Origin of the sequence: Pedobacter heparinus (genome assembly GCF_032678725.1) — a bacterium.
GTDB lineage: Bacteria > Bacteroidota > Bacteroidia > Sphingobacteriales > Sphingobacteriaceae > Pedobacter > Pedobacter heparinus_A.
In genome coordinates this window covers 268,570-288,311 of the sequence record NZ_JAVTSC010000003.1, presented here as the reverse complement: position 1 = coordinate 288,311, position 19,742 = coordinate 268,570, and the positions used below count along the sequence as shown (strand labels likewise).

The following is a 19,742-nucleotide window of genomic DNA, read 5'->3' as shown; positions in this document are numbered from 1 at the left end:
TTGTAAAAACCGTTAAACCGCAATAGGAAGTTACCTCTCCCTTAAGCTACTATATATTAAAAGCTTAAGATGAACGACCGCATCACCTACCTTTTCATGCAGTACTATACGAACAAATCGACCAGGAAAGAGCTGGATGAATTTTTTCAGATCATTAATGCTGCAAAGGATGATAAAGAACTTAATGACTTGATTAAGCGGGTATATGACGAAATTAAAAAAAATAATCCATCGCTTACCTATATAGATGAAGCAGGCAAACTGGTACTCCGGGAACCCGACTGGTTATATGAACCGGAAATTGAAGCACCACAGTTAAGGATTAAAAAACGAAATCTACCCATATGGATTGCCGCTGCCTGTTTTTTTGTAATTGCTGCTGCGGGAATAATGTTTTTGAAATTTAAAACTGATGTTGTTGAAGTTTCTGTGGTACAAAAATTTACGGAAAGGGCAGAACATAAGTTTTTATTACTAAGTGACAGTACCCAGGTTTGGCTTAATGCATCCAGTACAATTAACTATCCTGAAAAGTTTGATGACAAAAAACGTGAGGTTTACCTTAATGGCGAGGCTTATTTTGATGTTAAGCATGCTGATAAAATTCCGTTTATTATCCACACCGGTGATGTGACTACTGTAGTGCTCGGCACCGCCTTTAATGTTAAAGCCTATGAAGGGCAACAGCACATCACTGTATCTGTTAAGCGAGGTAAAGTTCAGGTATTAAAGCAGGATAAGGTAGTTTCTACGCTGGTTAAAGGACAGGAAGTTAAGATCGATAAAAAGAACGTACACCAGCTGGCTGATAAACTAAATGATAACAATAACGCAGGATCCTGGCAATACGGATATTTAGCTTATGAGGATGAAAATTTTGCTGACATCATTGGCGATATGGAACGTGTTTACAATACAGAGATCATTGTAATGAACGGTCAGCTAAAAAATTTACTGGTAACCACCTCTTTTAACCGTGACATCGGTGCCGAAAAGGCATTGGAAATCCTCTGTCGTTTAACAGATGCAAAGCTTGAAATAAAAAACAACCAATACCTGATAAAATAACCAGACAACTAACAGAATCCTAACTAAAAGATTAATTAATGAGAAGAACCACCTAAAATAAAAAACCGTTCCCGGGTACCAGCCGGAGAACGGTATTACGATTAATTAATAACCCATTCGAGAATTATTAAAAACCATTCAAAACTATGCATTTAATCTTTACATACAAGTTTGCTATTATGAAACTTTTTTATCTGATATGCTTTTTAACGCTTAGCGGATTGCTTCAGGCAAACACTTTAGTAGGGCAGGGTCTGAATAAGATTGTCGTCTCCCTGGAACTACGGCAGATAAGTCTGAAAGAGACCCTTAAGCAAATAGAAAAAAAAACCAGTATTCGCTTTACTTATAAAAGCGAGGACATTGCGGGCTTTAAAAATATTACCTATCAGAAAAGCAACCAGAAACTGGACGACGTACTTAAGGAACTGTTCAGCAACACTAGTCTTACTTATGAAGAAATCGGGTCAAATGTACTCATTATCAAAAAAGCAGCTGCTCTGGAGGATACAGGGACTGAGCTTGCACCTCCGGTAGTGCTACGGGGTAAAATCACTGATGAGAAGGGGATGCCTATTCCTGGTGTTAATATACTGGTTAAAGGTACTACCAATGGGGCTGTTACAGCACAGGACGGTACTTATACCCTTAATGCTCAGCAGAGTACGGGTATATTGGTTATATCCTTTATAGGATATGTTAAACAGGAAATCAGTTTTTCTGGTGCAGGTAGCTATAATGTGAGCCTGGCAACCGATGATAAAGGGTTGAACGAAGTCGTGGTCATCGGTTATGGCACAACTACCAAGAAGGATCTTACAGGCTCCGTCGGACAAGTTGTAATGGCAGATCTTGCAAAAGCTCCTGTTTTTACTTTTACTGAAGCACTTGCCGGTCGGGTAGCTGGTGTTCAGGTTTCAACAAATGACGGGCAGCCTGGAAGTCAGCAAAATATTGTGATCAGGGGTTCCGGTTCATTAACTCAAAATACCGACCCGTTATACGTAATTGATGGCTTTGCTATGGAAAACTTTGACAGCAATTCTCTAAATCCGGAAGATATCGAATCCATCACAGTGCTGAAGGATGCTTCTAGTACATCTGTATATGGGTCTAGGGGATCAAATGGGGTAATTGTGATCCAGACCAAGAAAGGAAAGGTAGGCAAGCCTGTTGTTACATTTAACACCTCTGTTGGTATCCAGGAATTGAGAAAACAGATGGAATTGCTTAGCCCCTATGAATTTGTAAAAACGCAGACAGAAATGACCAATGCAGCAATTGCAGCAGAAGTATATTTTACGAATGGAAAGACATTGGATTCATATAAAAATATACCGGGTATTGATTGGCAGGATTTAATTTTTAGAAGAGGCTTGATGCAAAATCATAACCTGGCAGTAAGAGGAGGGACTGAACAGACCAGGTATTCAATTTCAGGTACACTGAATGATCAGGATGCATTGATGATCAATTCTGGCTATAACCGTTATGTGGGTCGCTTTTCATTAGATCAGGACATCAGCAAAAAAATTAAGGTAGGTATTAATGCAAATTACAGTAATGCTTCCTCTTATGGTGTGGCAGCAGCAGCAAACACCGGTACATCCAGTGTTTCGAATTACATATTTGCAAATGTGTATGGCTATCGCCCTGTTTCAGCTGATGGAAATCAGGAACTTATTGAAGAACTGCTGGACCCCGACATGCCTGTTGGTGTGAATACAGTGCGGATAAATCCTGTAATTACAGCGCAGAATACACATAATGTCACCAGAACAAGCGATCTTACCTCCAATGCTTATTTTACTTATAATATCAATGAAAATTTAGTATTAAACCTTCGGGGCGGAAGTCGCAGGCGGATCATAAAGGGAGAGGCATTTTATAATTCCCTGACACCACGTGGGGCAGTTACTCCTGCCAATCCTAATGGAGTAAACGGCAGCATTTCTTTTGCAGAAAACAATACCTGGAACAATGACAATACACTAACCTATACCAAGACCTTTAATAAAGATCATAAATTAACTGTTTTGGGTGGGCTTTCTTTTGAAGGAATAAATACCAATACTTACGGGGGAAGTGCCCAGCGATTGCCAAATGAACAGCTAGGCATGTTGGGCCTCGATGAAGGGACTCCATCTGCTATTGCGGCAAGTGGTGGCGAGAGCTCGCTCATGTCCTATTTTGGACGTGTGGATTACAATTATAAATCCAAATACCTTTTTACCTTTAGTATGCGCTCAGATGGATCTTCAAAATTTTTTGATGGAAACCGCTGGGGCTATTTTCCAGCAGCCGCTGCTGCCTGGAACATGAGCGAGGAAAATTTTATGAAAGCGCTGCCTTTTGTCTCAAACTCAAAACTAAGGTTTAGCTATGGTGCGAACGGCAACAACCGGATAGGTTATTATGACATCTACAATCGTATCGCATTTGACAACGCAGCAAATGGGGCATCCTTTAATAATCAATTTCCTGTTACTTCTGCCAGACTGAGTGAATTGGGTAACCGGAACTTGAAGTGGGAAAGCACAGCCCTGACCAACATTGCTTATGATCTAGGATTGTTTAAAAACAGGTTAGAGTTAACAGCAGAGGTTTACCGCAGAAGAACCAACGATCTGTTGCTCGAAGCAGAAATTCCTTATTTTACAGGATATGCAACTACGTTTAAAAATATCGGTAAGTTACAGAATCAAGGCCTTGAATTTACCCTGAATACAGTAAATATACAAACCCCGTCATTTACCTGGAAAAGTAATTTTAATATCAGTTTTAACAAAAGCAAGATCTTAGAATTAACAGAATCAAATACTCTTTTTTCCAATGTAAGCGGAGGTTTTACTCCTGCACCAAGTTTATGGGCTGCAAAAGTTGGCCAGCCGATTTCTCTTTTCCATGGTTATGTATTTGATGGCGTGTATCAATATAAGGATTTCGACAATCCGCAACCAGGCGTGTATAACCTCAAACCCTCAATTACTACAAATGGTGATACCCGGGGTACCATCAGACCGGGGGATATCAAATACAAAGATCTTACCGGAGATCTAGTCGTAAATGGTTTTGACCAGACCATTATCGGCAGACCAGAACCTGTGCATACTGGTGGTTTTTCCAATAATTTCTCTTATAAAGGATTGAGCCTGAATGTGTTTTTACAATGGTCTTATGGAAATGACATCTTCAATGGTAACCGTTTGGTATTTGAAGGAAATTCTCAGTACAGTTACCATACCAATCAATTTGCTACCTGGGCAGATCGCTGGACACCGGAAAACCCAAGCAATAAATATTTTAGAGTAGGGGGGGAGGGCCCAACAGCTATGGGCTCATCAAGGGTTATTGAAGATGGCTCTTATTTACGGTTAAAAACGGTTTCTTTGGGCTATCAAATCCCGTCAAAATATGTTAAGAAGCTATATTTAAGTAACTTATCTATCAATGCTTCAGCGCAAAATTTAGCCACCTGGACAAAATATTCTGGGCTTGACCCAGAGGTTTCTGTTAAGAATTCTGCTTTGACACAAGGGTTTGACTATTCTGCCTATCCACATGCACAGACCATTGTATTTGGCATTAACGCAACATTTTAGATTCATAAAAGAAATAGATATGAAACAAATCACTTATTTTTTTCTGGCAGTTGCCGTGTTAAGCATCAGCGCTTGTCAGAAGTTTCTGGATAAAGAGCCTAAAGGTTTTATTTCTCCTGAAAACTATTACCAAACTGAAGAGCATTTAAACCTTGCGCTAAATGGTATATATAGTCCTTTATATTCAAGAAATGTATATGCCCATGTTTATAGCTCAAGAATGAATATGATGGCAGATGAAGGGCTCCATGCCCGTGATGAGCCGGGAATGCGTACCAATAACCATGATACCGGTGATCCAGAGCTGGCTACTTTTTGGAGAGAGCTATATACCTCTATTGACCGGGCCAATTCTTTACTGGCCAATATCAACAAGCCTGCTATGGACGAAAACAAAAGAAATGTGATCCGCGGTGAAGCATTATTTTTAAGGGCATACTGCTATTTTCTTTTGGTGCAGAATTTTGGTCCGGTGCCGCTGCTTACAACGCCAACTGTTTCACCAGAAGGAAGTCAGGTGAAACAATCGTCAATTGCTGAGGTGTACAGCCAGATCTTGACTGATATGGAAACTTCCGAAAGCTTGGTTCTTCCAATACAAACTGTAGGTTTTGGAGGGAGAGTAAATAAATCTGCTGTGCGTGGTATCCTTGCAAGGGTTAACCTGTACATGGCTGGATATCCTCTAAAAAATACATCCAGGTATGCTGAAGCCAGTAAATGGGCAAAAATGGTCATGGACGACCCTATCCACCAGCTAAACCCCGACTATGCAGATATTTTTATCAATTACAGTGCCGATAAATATGATGTCAGAGAAAGTATATGGGAGGCAGAAATTTACGGAAACAACAGCAACAGCAACGGTAGATTTGGAAATATTGGCAGTTCAATAGGTATTCCAGGTACAGCTGCAATTGGCGTAACTTATAACTTTATCCGACCAACGGCCAAATTATACAATAAGTATGAAGATGGGGATATGCGAAAGGATTGGAACATCACTACGTTTAACTATGCATCAAATGGCACCAAAGCAATTTTAGCAATTCCAGCAAACAACACCTTAAAATATGCAAGATATCCGGCAAAATTCAGGAGGGAATTTGAAGTCGTACTGCCTAAACAAAGTTATAACACTCCCATCAATTTCCCTATTTTGCGTTTATCAGACGTTATGCTCATGTATGCAGAAGCAGAAAACGAGGTCAATAACGGGCCTACCCCTTCAGCAATTGAGGCTCTAAACAAAGTAAGAAGAAGAGCCTGGTCTACAGGTGTTAAAGAAATCAGAATTGTAAATGGAGGCAGTGGCTATACGACAGTACCAACCGTAACCTTCTCCGCAGGCATTGGCGGGAATACCGCTATAGGAACAGCGACAAGATCAACGGCAAACACAGTTACCGGTATTACCCTGACTGGTGAGCAACTGCACGGTTATCAATTTACAAGAGGTAGTTACAGCACTGCCCCAACTATAACAATAACCGGTGGTGGCGGTACAGGTGCTACGGCAATTGCTACCATTTTTACCCCTGCAGATGCAGCAGTTCCTGCTGCTTTTACTTCAACTAAAGCAGCATTTCTAGGGTTTCTTCAAAATGAAAGAATGAGAGAACTGAATTGGGAAGCCTTGCGCAAACCAGACCTGATCCGCTGGGGTATTTTTATTGCGGAAATGAAGCAAACTTTAGAAATGATGAAAGCCGATCATGCAAATGCGCCATTGCCTGCAGTTTGGTGGTGGTCAACCTATGAAAGGGTCACGGAAAGACATTTACTTTATCCCATCCCAACTCATGAAATAGCACTGAATCAGAAACTTGTACAAAACCCAGGTTGGTAATTTTAAATATAAACTGAACATGAAATATATCTATATCAATATCTTATTGTGCACCTTATTATTTACCTCCTGCAGTAAAAAGCTGGAACTTGCAATGCCGGAATTTGAGGTGACAACTGAACAAACTACTTATCAGAAGGGGAAACCTGTAGTGTTTAATTTACTGGGAGATCCACAATCACTATCCTTTTATTCCGGGGAAGTTGGTTATAACTATGCACTCAGGGATGTTAGTCTGAATATAAGTATCCCGATACAAGGTGGAACAACCCTTCCCAAGCGGGAATATATCTATACATTTATCAAATCAGGAACTTACAAAGTACATTTTGTTGCAGCCAATACAAACGTTACTGACAAAAAAGAGACAGTACGGGAGTTAACCCTAACTATTACTGATTAATTAAAATGGGAGTTCGTCTTTCCGTTAAGAAATAGCAATTATGAGAATTTTTAATATAAAAATAAGAAAACCACAGATATCTGTATGGGCAGCATTCCTGTTCATCTCCGTCTTAATAACTTCTTGTGAAAAGGAAGATAATGGCAAAACTGAAGCTATGGTACCTGGTGTTACGTCGATAAGATTAGTACACAGTTCTGAAATCTCTTCCATGTCGCTTTTGGATTTGTATGTTGATGGTACCAAGATTAATATTCAGGGAATTACCTATCCACTGGCATCGGCTTATTTTTCTACTGGTGCAGGAACTACGAAGAAAATTGAGGTTAAAAAAGGAACTGCTGTTGTAGCAGATACTACCTTAAACATTAGGGAAGGTCATCAGTATTCCGTTTTTGTAAAAGAACTCCAGAGCGGGATTTTTAATAGCAACAATGAGCTGCTGCAAGCAGCAGACATTAAAAAACTGATCATAACTGAAGACAACAATACCAGTATTCCGGCATCAGGAACAGCAAAGGTGCGCTGTGTTAACGCAGCAACAACCGGTAATCTGATCAGGGCAAGTGGCGGCACTAAAGGTGCTACATTTATTCGGATAAACGGCCCGGGCCCTTATCCCGATGTAGAATACCTCACTTTTAACCTGGCGGATATCGGATCGGATTTTGTTACCCTGCGACCTGGAAATGTCAGTTTCAGAGGAAGTGTTTTGCCCTATACACTTGTTACAGGGAGTCCTGTCCTGATTAATGTAGCAGGCACATTGGATGCGGATAAGTTGTATACGCTTTACATAACAGGCTCTCCCGGTGGAAATTTGGGGGGTACTATCGTACCCTCAACACTTGGATTAAAATTAATTGAAAACAATCCCTAGCTAGGATTAGTGAATTAAACGTACAGGCAGCCATTACAGGTATGAAGTACCCAATTCTTTGGTGCTGAGGGATACAAATGCCGCTTCAGCAGTAATGGTGTGCCGCTTTCAGAGCGCGTCTGTTTATTGGTTTAACAGACGCCTCTATTTTACAATTCCTTCGTATTACCTGCCACAGAAATTAGAGAAAATATCATCATTAACCTAATCTATTTAGAAATGAAAAAAGTATTCCTGTTTTTAACTATAGCATTATGTTTTTCACAATGCAAAAAGGGTGACAACATACAGTCACTTGAATCCGCTAGCCCCAGTAAACAGTCTGTCACACAAGCACAGACATCACTCCAGGCTGCTGCAGCAACGGATTTTACCGTTATTTTTATACCAGACACGCAGTATTATATGGATGAAGATAGCCATGGAGGTGCCTATTCCATGTTTGTCAAGCAAATCGATTGGATCATTGCCAATAAAACAAGTCAGAACATTGTTTATGTGGGTGGCCTTGGAGACATTGTGGATAACGGCAATAATGTTTCGGAATGGAACGAAGCAAAAGCTCAGTACTCAAGGTTGTCAGCTGCAGGAATTCCTTATGGTTTAAGCGTAGGCAATCACGATCAATACCCAAACGGGACCCCCGGAGGCAATTCCACTTCAGAGTACAATGCAAGGTTTGGAAGAACAGAGTTCCACAACCGCGCCCATTACGGTGGTAATTATTTAGGGCCAAGCAGCGACAACAACGATAGCCATTACGATTTATTTACAGCTGGTGGAATTGACTTCATCGTCATCCACGTAGAATACGATGCTACAGAAGCACATGGATTATCGCTGAATAACTGGGTCGACGAAATCCTGGCTGCCCATTCCTCACGAAAAGCAATCGTTGTAACGCATTATGTTCTCAACGGATCAGGTGCATTTAGTTCTCAGGCTTCATTGCTTTACAATAAAATCAAATACCGCCCAAACCTGTTCATGATGTACGGCGGCCATATCAGCGCAAGGGTCTCCAATACCGCGACAACCAATGGCAATGTAACGCGTTTATACCTGGCAGATTATCAGGGCGAGCCTAATGGGGGAGAAGGATTTCTCCGTATACTCAAATTCAGGCCGGATCTCAATATAGTAGAAACCAAGTCCTATTCCCCATACCTAAACCAGTATCTTACAGTAGCCAATGAACAGTTTTCCCACACCATGTTTACTTTTCCCTACGTCTATCCAATTGCACTCAATGCCTTGGCAGATGCACATGTAAGAGATGGCGTTAACGGGAATGTAAACTATGGCACCGCTTCATTGATCGTACAGCGTGCCAGTCCCGCTGTAAACAGTTCTTATAAAACCTATCTTAAATTTGACTTAAACAGCATTACCCAACCTATTAAAAGTGCCAAACTCCGGGTATTTGGAAATTCTAATGTCACAGGTACAGGGACCTGCAACATTAACTGTTATGGCAATGGAGATGCATGGACCGAAACCGGGCTTACCTGGAATAATGCACCTGCGGTAGTCAACGTCAAGCTCGCATCAACCTGGGTCAATAGCCTGAACAAATACCATGAATTTGATGTGACGGGCTATGTGCAGGAACAGGCAGCCGGAGACAAAATCGTTTCATTACAGTTGAATATGACCGCAGGACAGGACAAACAATGTAATTTCTACAGTAAAGAAAACGCTGCCGCTACCAACAGGCCCCAGTTATTTATCTATCATTAACAGCAATAATAAATTGGGGGACAATAAACGAGGAAGCCGAAAATCAATAACAGAGTAGGCAAAAACCTAACCATTATACCATGAATATTTTTAATAAATTTAAATCATCCGGCTACAAAAGAATACTTTTAGCCATTCCTTTGTTGATGGCATTCGTAATTTTTAACGCCTATAAAACAAAGGAAACATCAGCAGTTGTAAAACCGGCTGCACAGTTCACAAAAACTATATTAAAAACAGATACATGTGACCTTTCGAACGCCCTTACCACCTTCTATTATCAGGGTGGCATTACTCATATAACAGGAACAATAAATGTATCAACAAATGCAGTACCGGATGCACTATATTATATATGGGAGCAGGATGGTGCCTATTTGGCAACCACTTATGTGCCTTATTTAGACACTGAAGCCGTATGTGGCTGGCACGATCTTGATGTCAGAGCGGTAACACCCTGTGGCGAAACCAACCGGATGGGAAGCCCGTATACAGGATACGGCCCGCATTGTCCTGAATAAGTAACAACAAAGCGCACTGTATATTCCCCCGTACAGTGCTGCTTTAACCATATATCCATTTACGCAAACGTTTGTGCACATAAATCTGTTCCACAAAAAAATTAAAATCACTATTTTGGTTGTTAAAGAAAAATATCAACCATAACCAATATACACACAAATGAACAATAGAAGAGACTTTTTAAAGCTTACCGGTATCGCAGGAGCCGGACTACTGGCAGGATGTGGTACCAGGAACCTGGCAACAGGCTCCGGGATCGTATCAGACAGCGTCAAACACACCCAGAAATTCAATATGTCGGGTTATGCCGCGCCAGCTTTATCCACTGTCCGCATTGGTTTTATCGGTGTAGGCAACCGGGGAGCTGCGGCAGTAAAACGGATGGCTAAAATTGAAGGGGTAGAAATTAAGGCCATCTGCGATCTCAGACCTGAAAAAGCAACAGCTTCCAAACAAGCAATAGCCAATACCCCGCACAAGCCGGACCTTTACAGCGGGGCCGAAAATGAATGGAAGAAAGTGTGCGAACGCAGCGACATTGACCTGATATATATTGCCACACCCTGGAACCTGCACACCCCCATGGCCGTGTTCTCTATGGAACATGATAAACATGTAGCTGTCGAAGTGCCAGCCGCCGAAACAGTTGAAGAATGCTGGCAATTGATAGAAACCTCTGAGAAAACAAAAAAACATTGCATGATGCTCGAAAACTGCTGTTATGATTTTTTTGAGCTGCTTACTTTAAATATGGCACGTCAGGGTTTTTTTGGCGAAGTAGTCCATGCAGAAGGAGCATATCTGCACGATTTGCTTGAAGAAAACTTTGCCAAAGAAAAATACCAGAACATGTGGCGTTTGAGAGATAATTACCAGAGCGGAAATTTATATCCAACGCACGGGCTTGGTCCGGTAGCACAGGTAATGGACATCAATCGTGGCGATAAAATGGATTACCTGGTATCGGTATCCAGTAACGATTTTATGATGGCGCCAATGGCTAAGGATCTTGCAGCCAAAGATGATTTTTATAAAGAATTTGCCGGCAAAAGCTTCCGTGGCAACATGAATGTAACCACCATCCGTACCAGCAAAGGCAAGACCATCATGATCCAGCACGATGTGACCTCGCCACGCCCTTATTCAAGATTGCACCTCATCAGCGGTACCAAAGCCATTGCTCAAAAATATCCGCTTCCGGCACGCATTGCCACCAATCATTTAAACTGGGTAACGCCTGAGGAAATGAAAGCCCTGGAAGCCAAATATCAGCCGCCTATTGTTAAAAAAATAGGTGAAATGGCTAAAAAAGTAGGCGGTCATGGCGGTATGGATTTTATGATGGACTGGCGCCTGATCGATTGTTTGCGCAACGGTTTGCCTTTGGATATGGATGTGTATGATGCCGCTTCCTGGAGTGTAATTAAGCCACTAAGCGAAATCTCGGTTGCCAACCGTTCCAATTCAATTGATATTCCTGATTTTACCGGTGGTTCATGGAAAGCGAATAAGCCGGTTGATATTACGTTAAGTCATATAAAATAAAAATAAACCGTTCTCTTCAGAACGGTTTATTTTTCCAACCAAGGGGGAAAGCAGGATGCGACAGGTTAAACCTGCAAGTAAACGTAGGTAGCCATTCTATCGTTTATTAGGGCAATTTAAGAGCCTCTCAATATCTTTTCCATCTTCCTTCCTTTCGCCAATTCATCTACCAGCTTATCCAGATACCTGGCCTGCTGTGTCAGAGGATTCTGAATCTCCTCAACACGATATCCGCAGATGACTCCGGTAATGAGGCCTGCATCAGGATTTAATGTAGCCTTTTCAAAGAAAATTTTAAACGTTGCTTTTTGCGCTATCTGATCCCTTACCTGTTCTTCATTAAATCCTGTGAGCCAATTGATTACCTCAAGCAGTTCTTTTTCTGTTCTCCCTTTTGCCTCCACCTTTTTAACATACATGGGATAGACCGATCCAAAGATCATTTTAGCAATACGCTCGTTGTGTGTGTTCGTGGTATTCATGTTTTATAATAGGTACAACATCTTCATTACACAAAAATACTCATAAAAATCAAAGTACATCAGAGCTGTTGCTTAAACAGATTATTTAATATTGAACTGATTTTCTGTTTCAGCAACTTCTATTATACTGATGAGTTTCTTTTTTCGGATGATCCGCTGTTTGCAGCAGCAAAGAAAGAAACTTTTCTATTTTTTCACTGTTTTATTTAGAAACAAGATCATGTATGATGAGCTTAAAAATAGGGTCAAAGTAAAAGCCGGGATTGATCATGTAAGCCCTGCAGATTGTAAAAGAATAGCCATAGAGATTTTCGAAACTACCAAAAAGAGAATAAGTGTAAGTACACTTAAAAGATTTTTTGGATTTGTATCTGCAAAACATAAATCCGCTAAATACACCCTTTCTGTTTTATCAGAATATGCTGAAAGCGACTGTTTCATGGTCATAAATACAAAAATTAATCCTGCGAAAGTCAAAGGAAAGGAATCTGCTCCTATTAAATTTGATTTACAGGATGGAAATTTACAGGCCAATCAATGTATCGACAAATCAGACCTGGAAAAGCTCCGGGAATCCGCGCAAAAAAGCCTTCCAATAAGTATCAAACTAACAAAAAAGCAAACGAAAGAACTGATAAAAAACATTAAATGATCAGCTGGAAACAAAATATTTTTATACTCAGCCTCACTCTTCATGGGCTGCATACCGGATAAAATTGTCTCAATCTACCCCTTAATCCGTCGTTTATACCCCCCATGCTCTGTTATATTTTTTTATAGCTTTATCATCGCAATACACCTTTAAAAACTATATGCTATGAAAACATTACAGTTCACAAAAGAGATCAAAGCACCTGCCCAAAAAGTTTGGGACACGCTTTGGAATGAGACCACTTATCCCCAATGGACGAATGCCTTTAATCCTAACGGCGGTTCTACACTACAAAGCGATTGGAAGGTTGGAGGCAAAACATTCTTCTTAGATGGAAAAGGCAGTGGCATGATCAGTACCATTAACACGAAAAATGAACCATATGACGTGGTATTTGAGCATTTGGGCGAAGTAATGGATGGCAAAGAAGATATTACCAGCGAAAAAGTGAAGAGCTGGGCAGGTTCGCTGGAAGAATACCATCTTCGGGAAAACAATGGCATCACCACGCTCAAAGCTTCTGTACAAATAGGAGAAGAATGGGAAGAAATGATGAACAATGGCTTTACCAAAGGCCTGGAAGAAGTAAAAAGACTCTCAGAACAATAACTTTTGATTTTATAAAAGAACAACTATAGAAGGACAATTTGTAAATAACTTTTAAAAATAACGATTATGCCAAAATTTAATGCTTATCTAAACTTCGACGGCAATGCCGAAGAAGCATTCAACTTTTATAAATCCATTTTTGGTGGCGAGTTCGCCGGAGGTGTCATGAGAATGGGTGAAGCGCCTGGTTGCGAAAATATTGCTGAAGCAGAAAAAGGCCGGGTAATGCACGTGGCACTGCCAATAACAGGTGGTGATATGTTAATGGCTTCCGACACCATGCCTTCGATGGGACAAAAACTGGTGGTGGGCAATAACAACTACATTTGTATCAGTCCGGAGAGCAAGGAAGAAGCTGACCGTTTGTTTGCAGGTCTGTCGGAAAATGGCGAAGTGGAAATGCCCATGGAGGACCAGTTCTGGGGTGATTATTTCGGTAGTTTTAAGGACAAATATGGTGTATGCTGGATGATCAGTTATAATAGTGGTAAAAAGGAGTAGAAATACAATGTGGGCTCAAACTACAGACGAAGAAAAAGGCACAAGATAGGTATACTGCTGATAGGAATGTTACATTTATTTATAAATTCTTATTTTATATTTGAATACCATTATAAACAAATTGAACATTGTATGAGAATTAAAATATCCTGTCATTTCGCTGCGGCAAGCTTGCTTTTCGCTTTTTTATACTTGAGTGTGGGCGCAATTGCACAGACCGTCAGCAATGTGGCCGGACAAGCTGAACCTGGACAGATCCCCCCACATCCGCCGCGATTGCCTGAAGCTGTTATACCTGCATTTCCCGGTGCATGGGGAGGAGGCATGTTTACCAGCGGAGGACGAGGGGGTAGGGTTATTGCTGTTACAAATCTCGGCGATAGTGGTCCAGGTAGCCTGCGCGCTGCATTGGAAACAGAGGGGCCGCGTATTGTCGTATTCCGTGTTGCAGGAACCATCAAAGTTGATGGAGACCTCAATATTAATCATCCCGACATTACCATCGCTGGGCAATCCGCTCCCGGAGATGGCATCTGTATCGCCGGAACGCTCAATATCAACACACACAATGTGATCATCAGGCACATGAGGGTACGCCGGGGCGTTCCTTCCGGAGGACAGGGCGATGATAACATAGGCGGCAATCCGCACCATCATATCATCATCGACCATTGTTCTACAAGCTGGGGCATGGACGAAAACATTTCGCTTTACCGGCATATGAGACCATCGTTCGACGGGAAAACCCAGATCAAAGATCCGGCAGAGCATATCACCATTCAATGGACCATCTCCAGTGAAGCGCTCGATGCTAAAGGACATGCTTTCGGTGGTACCTGGGGCGGAAACCCTTCAACATTCCACCACAACCTTTTTGCCAGCAACACCGCCCGTAATCCATCTATAGGTATGTCAGGTGCATTTGATTTTCGGTACAATGTAGTTTTCAACTGGCGCCACCGTTCGATAGACGGCGGAGATGAAACTTCCATGGTCAATCTCATCAACAATTATTTTAAGCCTGGGCCGGCTACCAACGACAACATGCGCTCCGTTTTTGCACGTATTGAACAACGCAGCATGTACTCTCCGGGTAGCGCATGGGCTGAAGGCAACTGGTATCCTAAAGCAGCAAACCGTCCTGGCAAATGGTATGTTGCAGGTAACGTTATGTACAACAATAAGGAGGTAACGAATAATAACTGGGAAGGTATGCGAATGAATACGAGTACTATTCCCAACGGAAGCGGAGTCAATAACCTCGCCCGTGTGAATACCCCATTCGAGGGCTGGCCCGTAGCGCCGCATCAGCTGGCAGAGGCAGTTTTCGAATCGGTATTAGCGAAGGCTGGGGCAACGTTGCCTAAACGTGATGCTGTTGACACCCGTGTTACAGCAATGGTAAGGTCAGGAAAAACCATGACCAAAACGGGTATCATCAAAGACGTTTCCGAGGTGGGTGGCTATCCAAACCTGACTTACAAACCTGCTCAGGTACCTGTTGACAGCGACGGTGACGGTATGGCTGACGAATGGGAAATTAAATATAAACTTGATCCTAAAAACCCGAAGGATGGCGCTGTTGATTCTGATGGAGATGGTTATACAAATATTGAAGAATACCTAAACGGAACTAATCCTCAGGAAAAAGTCAACTACCGCAATCTGGCTAATAACGTTGATCAGATCAGTTAGCTACTATATAATGGAGCGTATTCAGTTGGTGTATATGCCTTTGAGTATGAAACATAGTAAACCAGATCCATTCAAGCCTCGTGAAATAGCCATACTCAGGAATGGCGAAATCCAGGCAGGTAACTGTAAGGTCCTGGGTTTTGATAATCTCTGTCAACTCTTCGATCTGGGTTTTTAAACCTTGCAGCAAAGTGTCTTTTGAGATAAAATGTTCGGAGGGTACAATTGCTTTGGGCGATTGCATTTTGATGTCAAAATCCAGGAACAGTTTTTTTATAAGCGGTACCTTTTGATCAGCTGGACGCTCGCTGGGTTTTGTATTCCCTTTTAAAGTTTGAACAACAGCATAAGACTTCAGGATGTGTTCGCCAATCTGGGCTGCTGACCAGCCACCATTAAACGGCTTTCTGTTCAGGGATTCCCCGTTTTGGGCACTTAGAAAATCTATGAGCTGTGCTGTTGTCTGCTGAAAAGGCTGGATTGGTTGTGCTGTCATTATCTGGCTTTTGATGATTATCTTTCAAAGGTAGCTAATGTATGTATAGCCTATATGGGCCGAGTGCGACAAAAAGGATGGCGATATGCGGCAAATCTGGCTCCCATCAGGACTTACCTGAAGACAAAGGCTTATATTACTCCATGTGGCGGCAGCAGACTGGGGAACGAAGGTAGGGTTTTTATGGTTTGAGCTTCATCAATTCCGTTCCTGCGAGCAAAAATCCGCCAATGGCATAAACTTCTGTATCATCGGCTTTAATTTCTGCCTTTGCCTTATTGCCAATGGGCTGCACATGGCCCAGCATGCCCGTATTGGTAATGCTCGAAGTAAGTGCATGCCAGGCCTGCTGTACTGTCGGCAAATAAGCTTTGGCATCCAGTATTTTTTGATTGATACCCCAAGCCAAAGCATAACAATAGAAGGCCGTACCACTGGTTTCTTTTGAAGGATAGGAATCAGGATCGAGCAAACTGGTACGCCAGCTGCCATCGGCTTGCTGTAATATTTTGATTTTACCTGCCATTTCTTTAAAGAGCCTGATATATTTTGGACGGTCTGGATAATTAGCGGGCATATTGTCCAGTAACCTGACCATGCCGCCCATCACCCAGCCATTGCCCCTCGACCAGAATACTTTTTTACCATTTGCTTCTCTTCTGTCGAAAAAGCGGCTATCGCGGTAAAACAACTGTTCGGCCGGATCATACAGGTAAGCAGTGGATTTCCACCAAAGCTTGTTGCTCAGGTCCAGGTAATGGGTATTGCCGGTGGCTTTGGCCAGTAAAGCAAGGGTAGGAGGTCCCATAAACAAGGCATCGCACCAGGCCCATTCCCTCCTGTTTATTTTGTTTATCCATTCCAGCGATTCTGAATGTGGGCGTGCCAATAGTGTATCGGCAAGCTGACGCAGATCTGCTATCATTTCAGGTTTTTTATCCAGCAGGTAAAGCTCACTATACAATTGGCCAACACAATAGAAATCAGCGAAATAACGGAGTGAATCTTTGGTGATCTGCCAGTTTAGTTTTTCGCCTACTGAGGTGCGCAGAAAATCCAGGTAAGAGCGGTCTCCGGAAGCCTGGGCATAGGCCATCAGCCCGGTATATAAAGTACCATTGGTCCAGTCATCTTCGGTATGGCGCCAACCATGTTGCTTTATGCTGTCTACCTGCCATTTGGCTACCTTTTTCATCACCTCCATTACCGCTGTTTTGCGCAGTTGATCAGCTTGCCTGCCATTTTGTGCATAACTTTCGCAAAAAACAAAGCTCAACAGGCAACTAAACAGTACCAGATAAAACTTCCTTCTTTTCATAGTTATACCCCGCTAAATGCAGAAAAACCGCCATCAACTTTAATAATGGTACCCGATACAAACTTAGATTCCTCACTCAGCAGCCAGATCAAAGCACCCTTAAGTTCATCGGGATTGCCAAACCGGCCAAATGGTGTTTTTTTGATCACCAGGTTGCCGCGTTCTGTATAAGAACCATCTGGCTGGGTGAGTAGCGTACGGTTTTGCTCGGTGATAAAAAAACCTGGTGCAATGGCATTCATCCTGATGGCATCACCATAACGGATGGCCAGTTCGGTGGCAAACCATTTCGTATAATTGTCTATCGCAGCCTTGGCCATACTATAGCCGAGTACCCGGGTAATGGCATGATCAGCAGCCATAGAAGAAATGTTAACGATACTGCCCCTGCCTGTTTTGGCGATAGCCTCGCCAAATACCTGGGTAGGGTTAAGTGTGCCCCAAAGGTTTAAATCGGCCACTTCGCGCATGCCGGGAATACTCAGCTTAAAAATATCTGCACCTGGCTGTAAAACCCCGCCAGGCATATTGCCACCAGCAGCGTTCACCAGGCCATCTATGCGGCCATAAGCCTCCCATATTTTATTTTTGGCTGCAATCAATTCCTCTTCTTTCAATACATCCGCAGTCAGGGCCATGGCTTTGCCGCCCTGGTTATTGATTTCTTCTGCCCGCTTAGCAGCTACCTCCATATTGCGGCCCAGTATCCCCACAATTCCGCCAGCTGCTGCTATGGCCTCAATAAAGGCTTGTCCTAATATGCCGGTACCGCCGGTAACTACAATTACTTTGTCTTTTAATGGGAAAGGATTCATATCTTAAATGTTGTGTGTTTTTGAATTGGTTTACAATTTAGGGTATTCTCTGCAGATTTACCAGTTGTCTGTCCGGAAAGAAGAAGCGGGCAAACCGTCATTGTTAAATAACTCTCCCTTTACCCATTCCTTATAGGCATACCTTACAGCCACCGGTTTGGCTACGTTTTCACTTCTCACGCTAACCTGGTTAGCTTTGATCACTGCTTTCGCAGGATAGAACTTTTTGTCATCGCCGGCCACCTCAAATAAAGTAAGTGGTTTGCGGTAAGAGGTAAGATAAGGGGCATAGTTAAAAGTAAGTACTGCCGTATCACCTTTAATTTCCATGCTTTTAAATTCTGGCGAATGGTAATTGATGCCGTTGATGCCATAGGTTTTACCTAATGCCCAGTAGGCAGAACGCTGGGCAATTGTGGTTTTATCCATAAAATGGATGTCAGTTTCCATGCCCACATCCAGGGCCGAAACCATACCGCTGTTGGGAATTACTTTAGCCGCATTTAACTGTGCCTCGCGCAAACGCGGGCCACTGCGTGTTTTATCAGTACCACCATAAGGTGCAATTTGTATATAGTAGAAAGGAATATCCCCCAGGCCCCAGTTTTTACGCCAGTCGGCCACCATTGCCGGGAAAAGTTTTTCATACAGTTCGGGTTCATGCCGGTTCGATTCGCCCTGCAGCCATAAAAAACCTTTTATGCCATAACCCACCACAGGAGCAATCATACCATTGTACAGTACCGTAGGTTCTTTGTGTACAGCCTGGGCCGGGTCAAGCTGCTCAGGAACTTTAACGTCAGGAAAAGCAGTTAAATTGCTTTTGCTCATCCATGCCTCAATCATTGTCCCACCTGTAGAGGATAAGATGATCCCTACCGGAACTTTTAATTTCTGCTGAAGGATTTGCCCGTATTGAAATGCCAGTGCGCTGAAATCACGTGCTGTTGCTGAGTTTGATTCCGTCCACTGCCCTTTTAATTCGGTTGCAGGGCTGATCACCGCTGCCCTGCTTACCCTATATAAACGCAGGTTTGGGTTATCTGCGTTTAAAATGATTTCACTGGCGTTTAATATGGGTGAAGAATTACCCCTTAGTGCCATTTCCATGTTAGACTGTCCGGAGCAGAACCAGACTTCACCAATCAGAATGTTGCCCAGGTTTAGCGAACTGCCGTCGTTAAAAGTAATGGCATAAGGGCCACCTGCTCTGGGTGTTTCTACGTTCAGGTTCCATTTGCCGCTGGCAGGCACGCGCTGGGTATATTTCTTATGGTTCCAGCTGGTTATAATGGTCAGGCTGACATTGGGTGTTGCATTGCCCCATAAGCGCACTGCCGATTGTTGTTGCAACACCATATTGTCGTTAAAAATTGAGGGGAGCCGGACTTTGGCATCAGCACTTAGGCCAAGGCAAAAAGTCAGGAAAATAAAAGCGGGTATACGCATCGGTTTTACATTTGATTTAAAGCTAAGATAGGCAGTGTGGGCTTTAGCTGTGCATGTCATTTAAGTCAGATGTACAGGGGGCATGGTTCAAACGGAGCCGTAAACATAAAAATAGA

General features: G+C 42.5%; 17 protein-coding genes. 12 read left to right on the top strand and 5 right to left on the bottom strand.

The annotated features are described in order from the left end of the window. Nucleotides 1-69: 69 nt before the first annotated feature. The 8 genes from R2Q85_RS06625 to R2Q85_RS06590 all read left to right on the top strand — a co-directional run bounded on the left by R2Q85_RS06625 (nucleotide 70) and on the right by R2Q85_RS06590 (nucleotide 11,609). Nucleotides 70-1,068 (top strand): FecR family protein, encoded by a 999-nt coding sequence (locus R2Q85_RS06625; RefSeq protein WP_316810966.1) that lies wholly within the window; start codon nucleotides 70-72, stop codon nucleotides 1,066-1,068. 179 nt (nucleotides 1,069-1,247) lie between these two features. Then, a complete protein-coding gene (locus R2Q85_RS06620) occupies nucleotides 1,248-4,670 on the top strand; it encodes a TonB-dependent receptor (RefSeq protein ID WP_316810965.1) in 3,423 nt (1,140 codons plus the stop codon). 19 nt (nucleotides 4,671-4,689) lie between these two features. Next, a complete protein-coding gene (locus tag R2Q85_RS06615; protein ID WP_316810964.1) occupies nucleotides 4,690-6,519 on the top strand; it encodes a RagB/SusD family nutrient uptake outer membrane protein in 1,830 nt (609 codons plus the stop codon). 19 nt (nucleotides 6,520-6,538) lie between these two features. Further along, the gene (locus R2Q85_RS06610) at nucleotides 6,539-6,922 is read left to right on the top strand and encodes a DUF5017 domain-containing protein (protein ID WP_316810963.1); all 384 of its coding nucleotides are present in this window, start codon (nucleotides 6,539-6,541) and stop codon (nucleotides 6,920-6,922) included. Nucleotides 6,923-6,962: 40 nt separating this feature from the next. Next, complete coding sequence (locus R2Q85_RS06605) at nucleotides 6,963-7,802, top strand: DUF4397 domain-containing protein (RefSeq protein ID WP_316810962.1); 840 nt, start codon at nucleotides 6,963-6,965, stop codon at nucleotides 7,800-7,802. Nucleotides 7,803-8,021: 219 nt separating this feature from the next. Beyond that, nucleotides 8,022-9,542, top strand: a complete 1,521-nt coding sequence (locus R2Q85_RS06600) for a DNRLRE domain-containing protein (RefSeq protein ID WP_316810961.1) — start codon at nucleotides 8,022-8,024, stop codon at nucleotides 9,540-9,542. An 80-nt stretch (nucleotides 9,543-9,622) separates the two neighbouring features. Continuing rightward, nucleotides 9,623-10,063, top strand: a complete 441-nt coding sequence (locus tag R2Q85_RS06595; RefSeq protein ID WP_316810960.1) for a hypothetical protein — start codon at nucleotides 9,623-9,625, stop codon at nucleotides 10,061-10,063. 160 nt (nucleotides 10,064-10,223) lie between these two features. Continuing rightward, entirely contained in the window at nucleotides 10,224-11,609 is a 1,386-nt protein-coding gene (locus R2Q85_RS06590) for a Gfo/Idh/MocA family oxidoreductase (protein WP_316810959.1), read from the top strand. Nucleotides 11,610-11,725: 116 nt separating this feature from the next. Here R2Q85_RS06590 and R2Q85_RS06585 read toward each other — a convergent pair whose 3' ends face one another. Beyond that, a complete protein-coding gene (locus tag R2Q85_RS06585; protein WP_316810958.1) occupies nucleotides 11,726-12,091 on the bottom strand; it encodes a DUF2200 domain-containing protein in 366 nt (121 codons plus the stop codon). 130 nt (nucleotides 12,092-12,221) lie between these two features. Between R2Q85_RS06585 and R2Q85_RS06580 the strand changes: the two genes are divergently transcribed. The 4 genes from R2Q85_RS06580 to R2Q85_RS06565 all read left to right on the top strand — a co-directional run bounded on the left by R2Q85_RS06580 (nucleotide 12,222) and on the right by R2Q85_RS06565 (nucleotide 15,548). After that, entirely contained in the window at nucleotides 12,222-12,743 is a 522-nt protein-coding gene (locus tag R2Q85_RS06580) for a hypothetical protein (protein ID WP_316810957.1), read from the top strand. Nucleotides 12,744-12,908: 165 nt separating this feature from the next. Continuing rightward, nucleotides 12,909-13,352 (top strand): SRPBCC domain-containing protein, encoded by a 444-nt coding sequence (locus R2Q85_RS06575; protein WP_316810956.1) that lies wholly within the window; start codon nucleotides 12,909-12,911, stop codon nucleotides 13,350-13,352. Between the two features lie 66 nt (nucleotides 13,353-13,418). Then, nucleotides 13,419-13,853, top strand: a complete 435-nt coding sequence (locus tag R2Q85_RS06570; RefSeq protein WP_316810955.1) for a VOC family protein — start codon at nucleotides 13,419-13,421, stop codon at nucleotides 13,851-13,853. 132 nt (nucleotides 13,854-13,985) lie between these two features. Next, nucleotides 13,986-15,548 (top strand): polysaccharide lyase, encoded by a 1,563-nt coding sequence (locus R2Q85_RS06565; RefSeq protein WP_316810954.1) that lies wholly within the window; start codon nucleotides 13,986-13,988, stop codon nucleotides 15,546-15,548. Here the strand turns inward: R2Q85_RS06565 and R2Q85_RS06560 are convergent. The 4 genes from R2Q85_RS06560 to R2Q85_RS06545 all read right to left on the bottom strand — a co-directional run bounded on the left by R2Q85_RS06560 (nucleotide 15,541) and on the right by R2Q85_RS06545 (nucleotide 19,626). Next, nucleotides 15,541-16,044 (bottom strand): DinB family protein, encoded by a 504-nt coding sequence (locus R2Q85_RS06560; RefSeq protein ID WP_316810953.1) that lies wholly within the window; start codon nucleotides 16,042-16,044, stop codon nucleotides 15,541-15,543. The two genes, R2Q85_RS06565 and R2Q85_RS06560, sit on opposite strands and share 8 nt — an antisense overlap. 181 nt (nucleotides 16,045-16,225) lie before the next feature. Beyond that, complete coding sequence (locus R2Q85_RS06555; RefSeq protein ID WP_316810952.1) at nucleotides 16,226-17,362, bottom strand: glycoside hydrolase family 88 protein; 1,137 nt, start codon at nucleotides 17,360-17,362, stop codon at nucleotides 16,226-16,228. Nucleotides 17,363-17,364: 2 nt separating this feature from the next. Continuing rightward, entirely contained in the window at nucleotides 17,365-18,177 is an 813-nt protein-coding gene (locus tag R2Q85_RS06550) for an SDR family oxidoreductase (RefSeq protein WP_316810951.1), read from the bottom strand. Between the two features lie 57 nt (nucleotides 18,178-18,234). Further along, nucleotides 18,235-19,626, bottom strand: coding sequence for a sialate O-acetylesterase (locus tag R2Q85_RS06545; protein ID WP_316810950.1), 1,392 nt, complete (start codon nucleotides 19,624-19,626; stop codon nucleotides 18,235-18,237). Nucleotides 19,627-19,742: the final 116 nt, after the last annotated feature.

Bases quoted from the DNA above. Each gene is read 5' to 3' on its own strand.
- R2Q85_RS06625 (WP_316810966.1), top strand. From the start codon at position 70: ATGAACGACCGCATCACCTACCTTTTCATGCAGTACTATACGAACAAA.
- R2Q85_RS06620 (WP_316810965.1), top strand. From the start codon at position 1,248: ATGAAACTTTTTTATCTGATATGCTTTTTAACGCTTAGCGGATTGCTT.
- R2Q85_RS06615 (WP_316810964.1), top strand. From the start codon at position 4,690: ATGAAACAAATCACTTATTTTTTTCTGGCAGTTGCCGTGTTAAGCATC.
- R2Q85_RS06610 (WP_316810963.1), top strand. From the start codon at position 6,539: ATGAAATATATCTATATCAATATCTTATTGTGCACCTTATTATTTACC.
- R2Q85_RS06605 (WP_316810962.1), top strand. From the start codon at position 6,963: ATGAGAATTTTTAATATAAAAATAAGAAAACCACAGATATCTGTATGG.
- R2Q85_RS06600 (WP_316810961.1), top strand. From the start codon at position 8,022: ATGAAAAAAGTATTCCTGTTTTTAACTATAGCATTATGTTTTTCACAA.
- R2Q85_RS06595 (WP_316810960.1), top strand. From the start codon at position 9,623: ATGAATATTTTTAATAAATTTAAATCATCCGGCTACAAAAGAATACTT.
- R2Q85_RS06590 (WP_316810959.1), top strand. From the start codon at position 10,224: ATGAACAATAGAAGAGACTTTTTAAAGCTTACCGGTATCGCAGGAGCC.
- R2Q85_RS06585 (WP_316810958.1), bottom strand. From the start codon at position 12,091: ATGAATACCACGAACACACACAACGAGCGTATTGCTAAAATGATCTTT.
- R2Q85_RS06580 (WP_316810957.1), top strand. From the start codon at position 12,222: ATGAGTTTCTTTTTTCGGATGATCCGCTGTTTGCAGCAGCAAAGAAAG.
- R2Q85_RS06575 (WP_316810956.1), top strand. From the start codon at position 12,909: ATGAAAACATTACAGTTCACAAAAGAGATCAAAGCACCTGCCCAAAAA.
- R2Q85_RS06570 (WP_316810955.1), top strand. From the start codon at position 13,419: ATGCCAAAATTTAATGCTTATCTAAACTTCGACGGCAATGCCGAAGAA.
- R2Q85_RS06565 (WP_316810954.1), top strand. From the start codon at position 13,986: ATGAGAATTAAAATATCCTGTCATTTCGCTGCGGCAAGCTTGCTTTTC.
- R2Q85_RS06560 (WP_316810953.1), bottom strand. From the start codon at position 16,044: ATGACAGCACAACCAATCCAGCCTTTTCAGCAGACAACAGCACAGCTC.
- R2Q85_RS06555 (WP_316810952.1), bottom strand. From the start codon at position 17,362: ATGAAAAGAAGGAAGTTTTATCTGGTACTGTTTAGTTGCCTGTTGAGC.
- R2Q85_RS06550 (WP_316810951.1), bottom strand. From the start codon at position 18,177: ATGAATCCTTTCCCATTAAAAGACAAAGTAATTGTAGTTACCGGCGGT.
- R2Q85_RS06545 (WP_316810950.1), bottom strand. From the start codon at position 19,626: ATGCGTATACCCGCTTTTATTTTCCTGACTTTTTGCCTTGGCCTAAGT.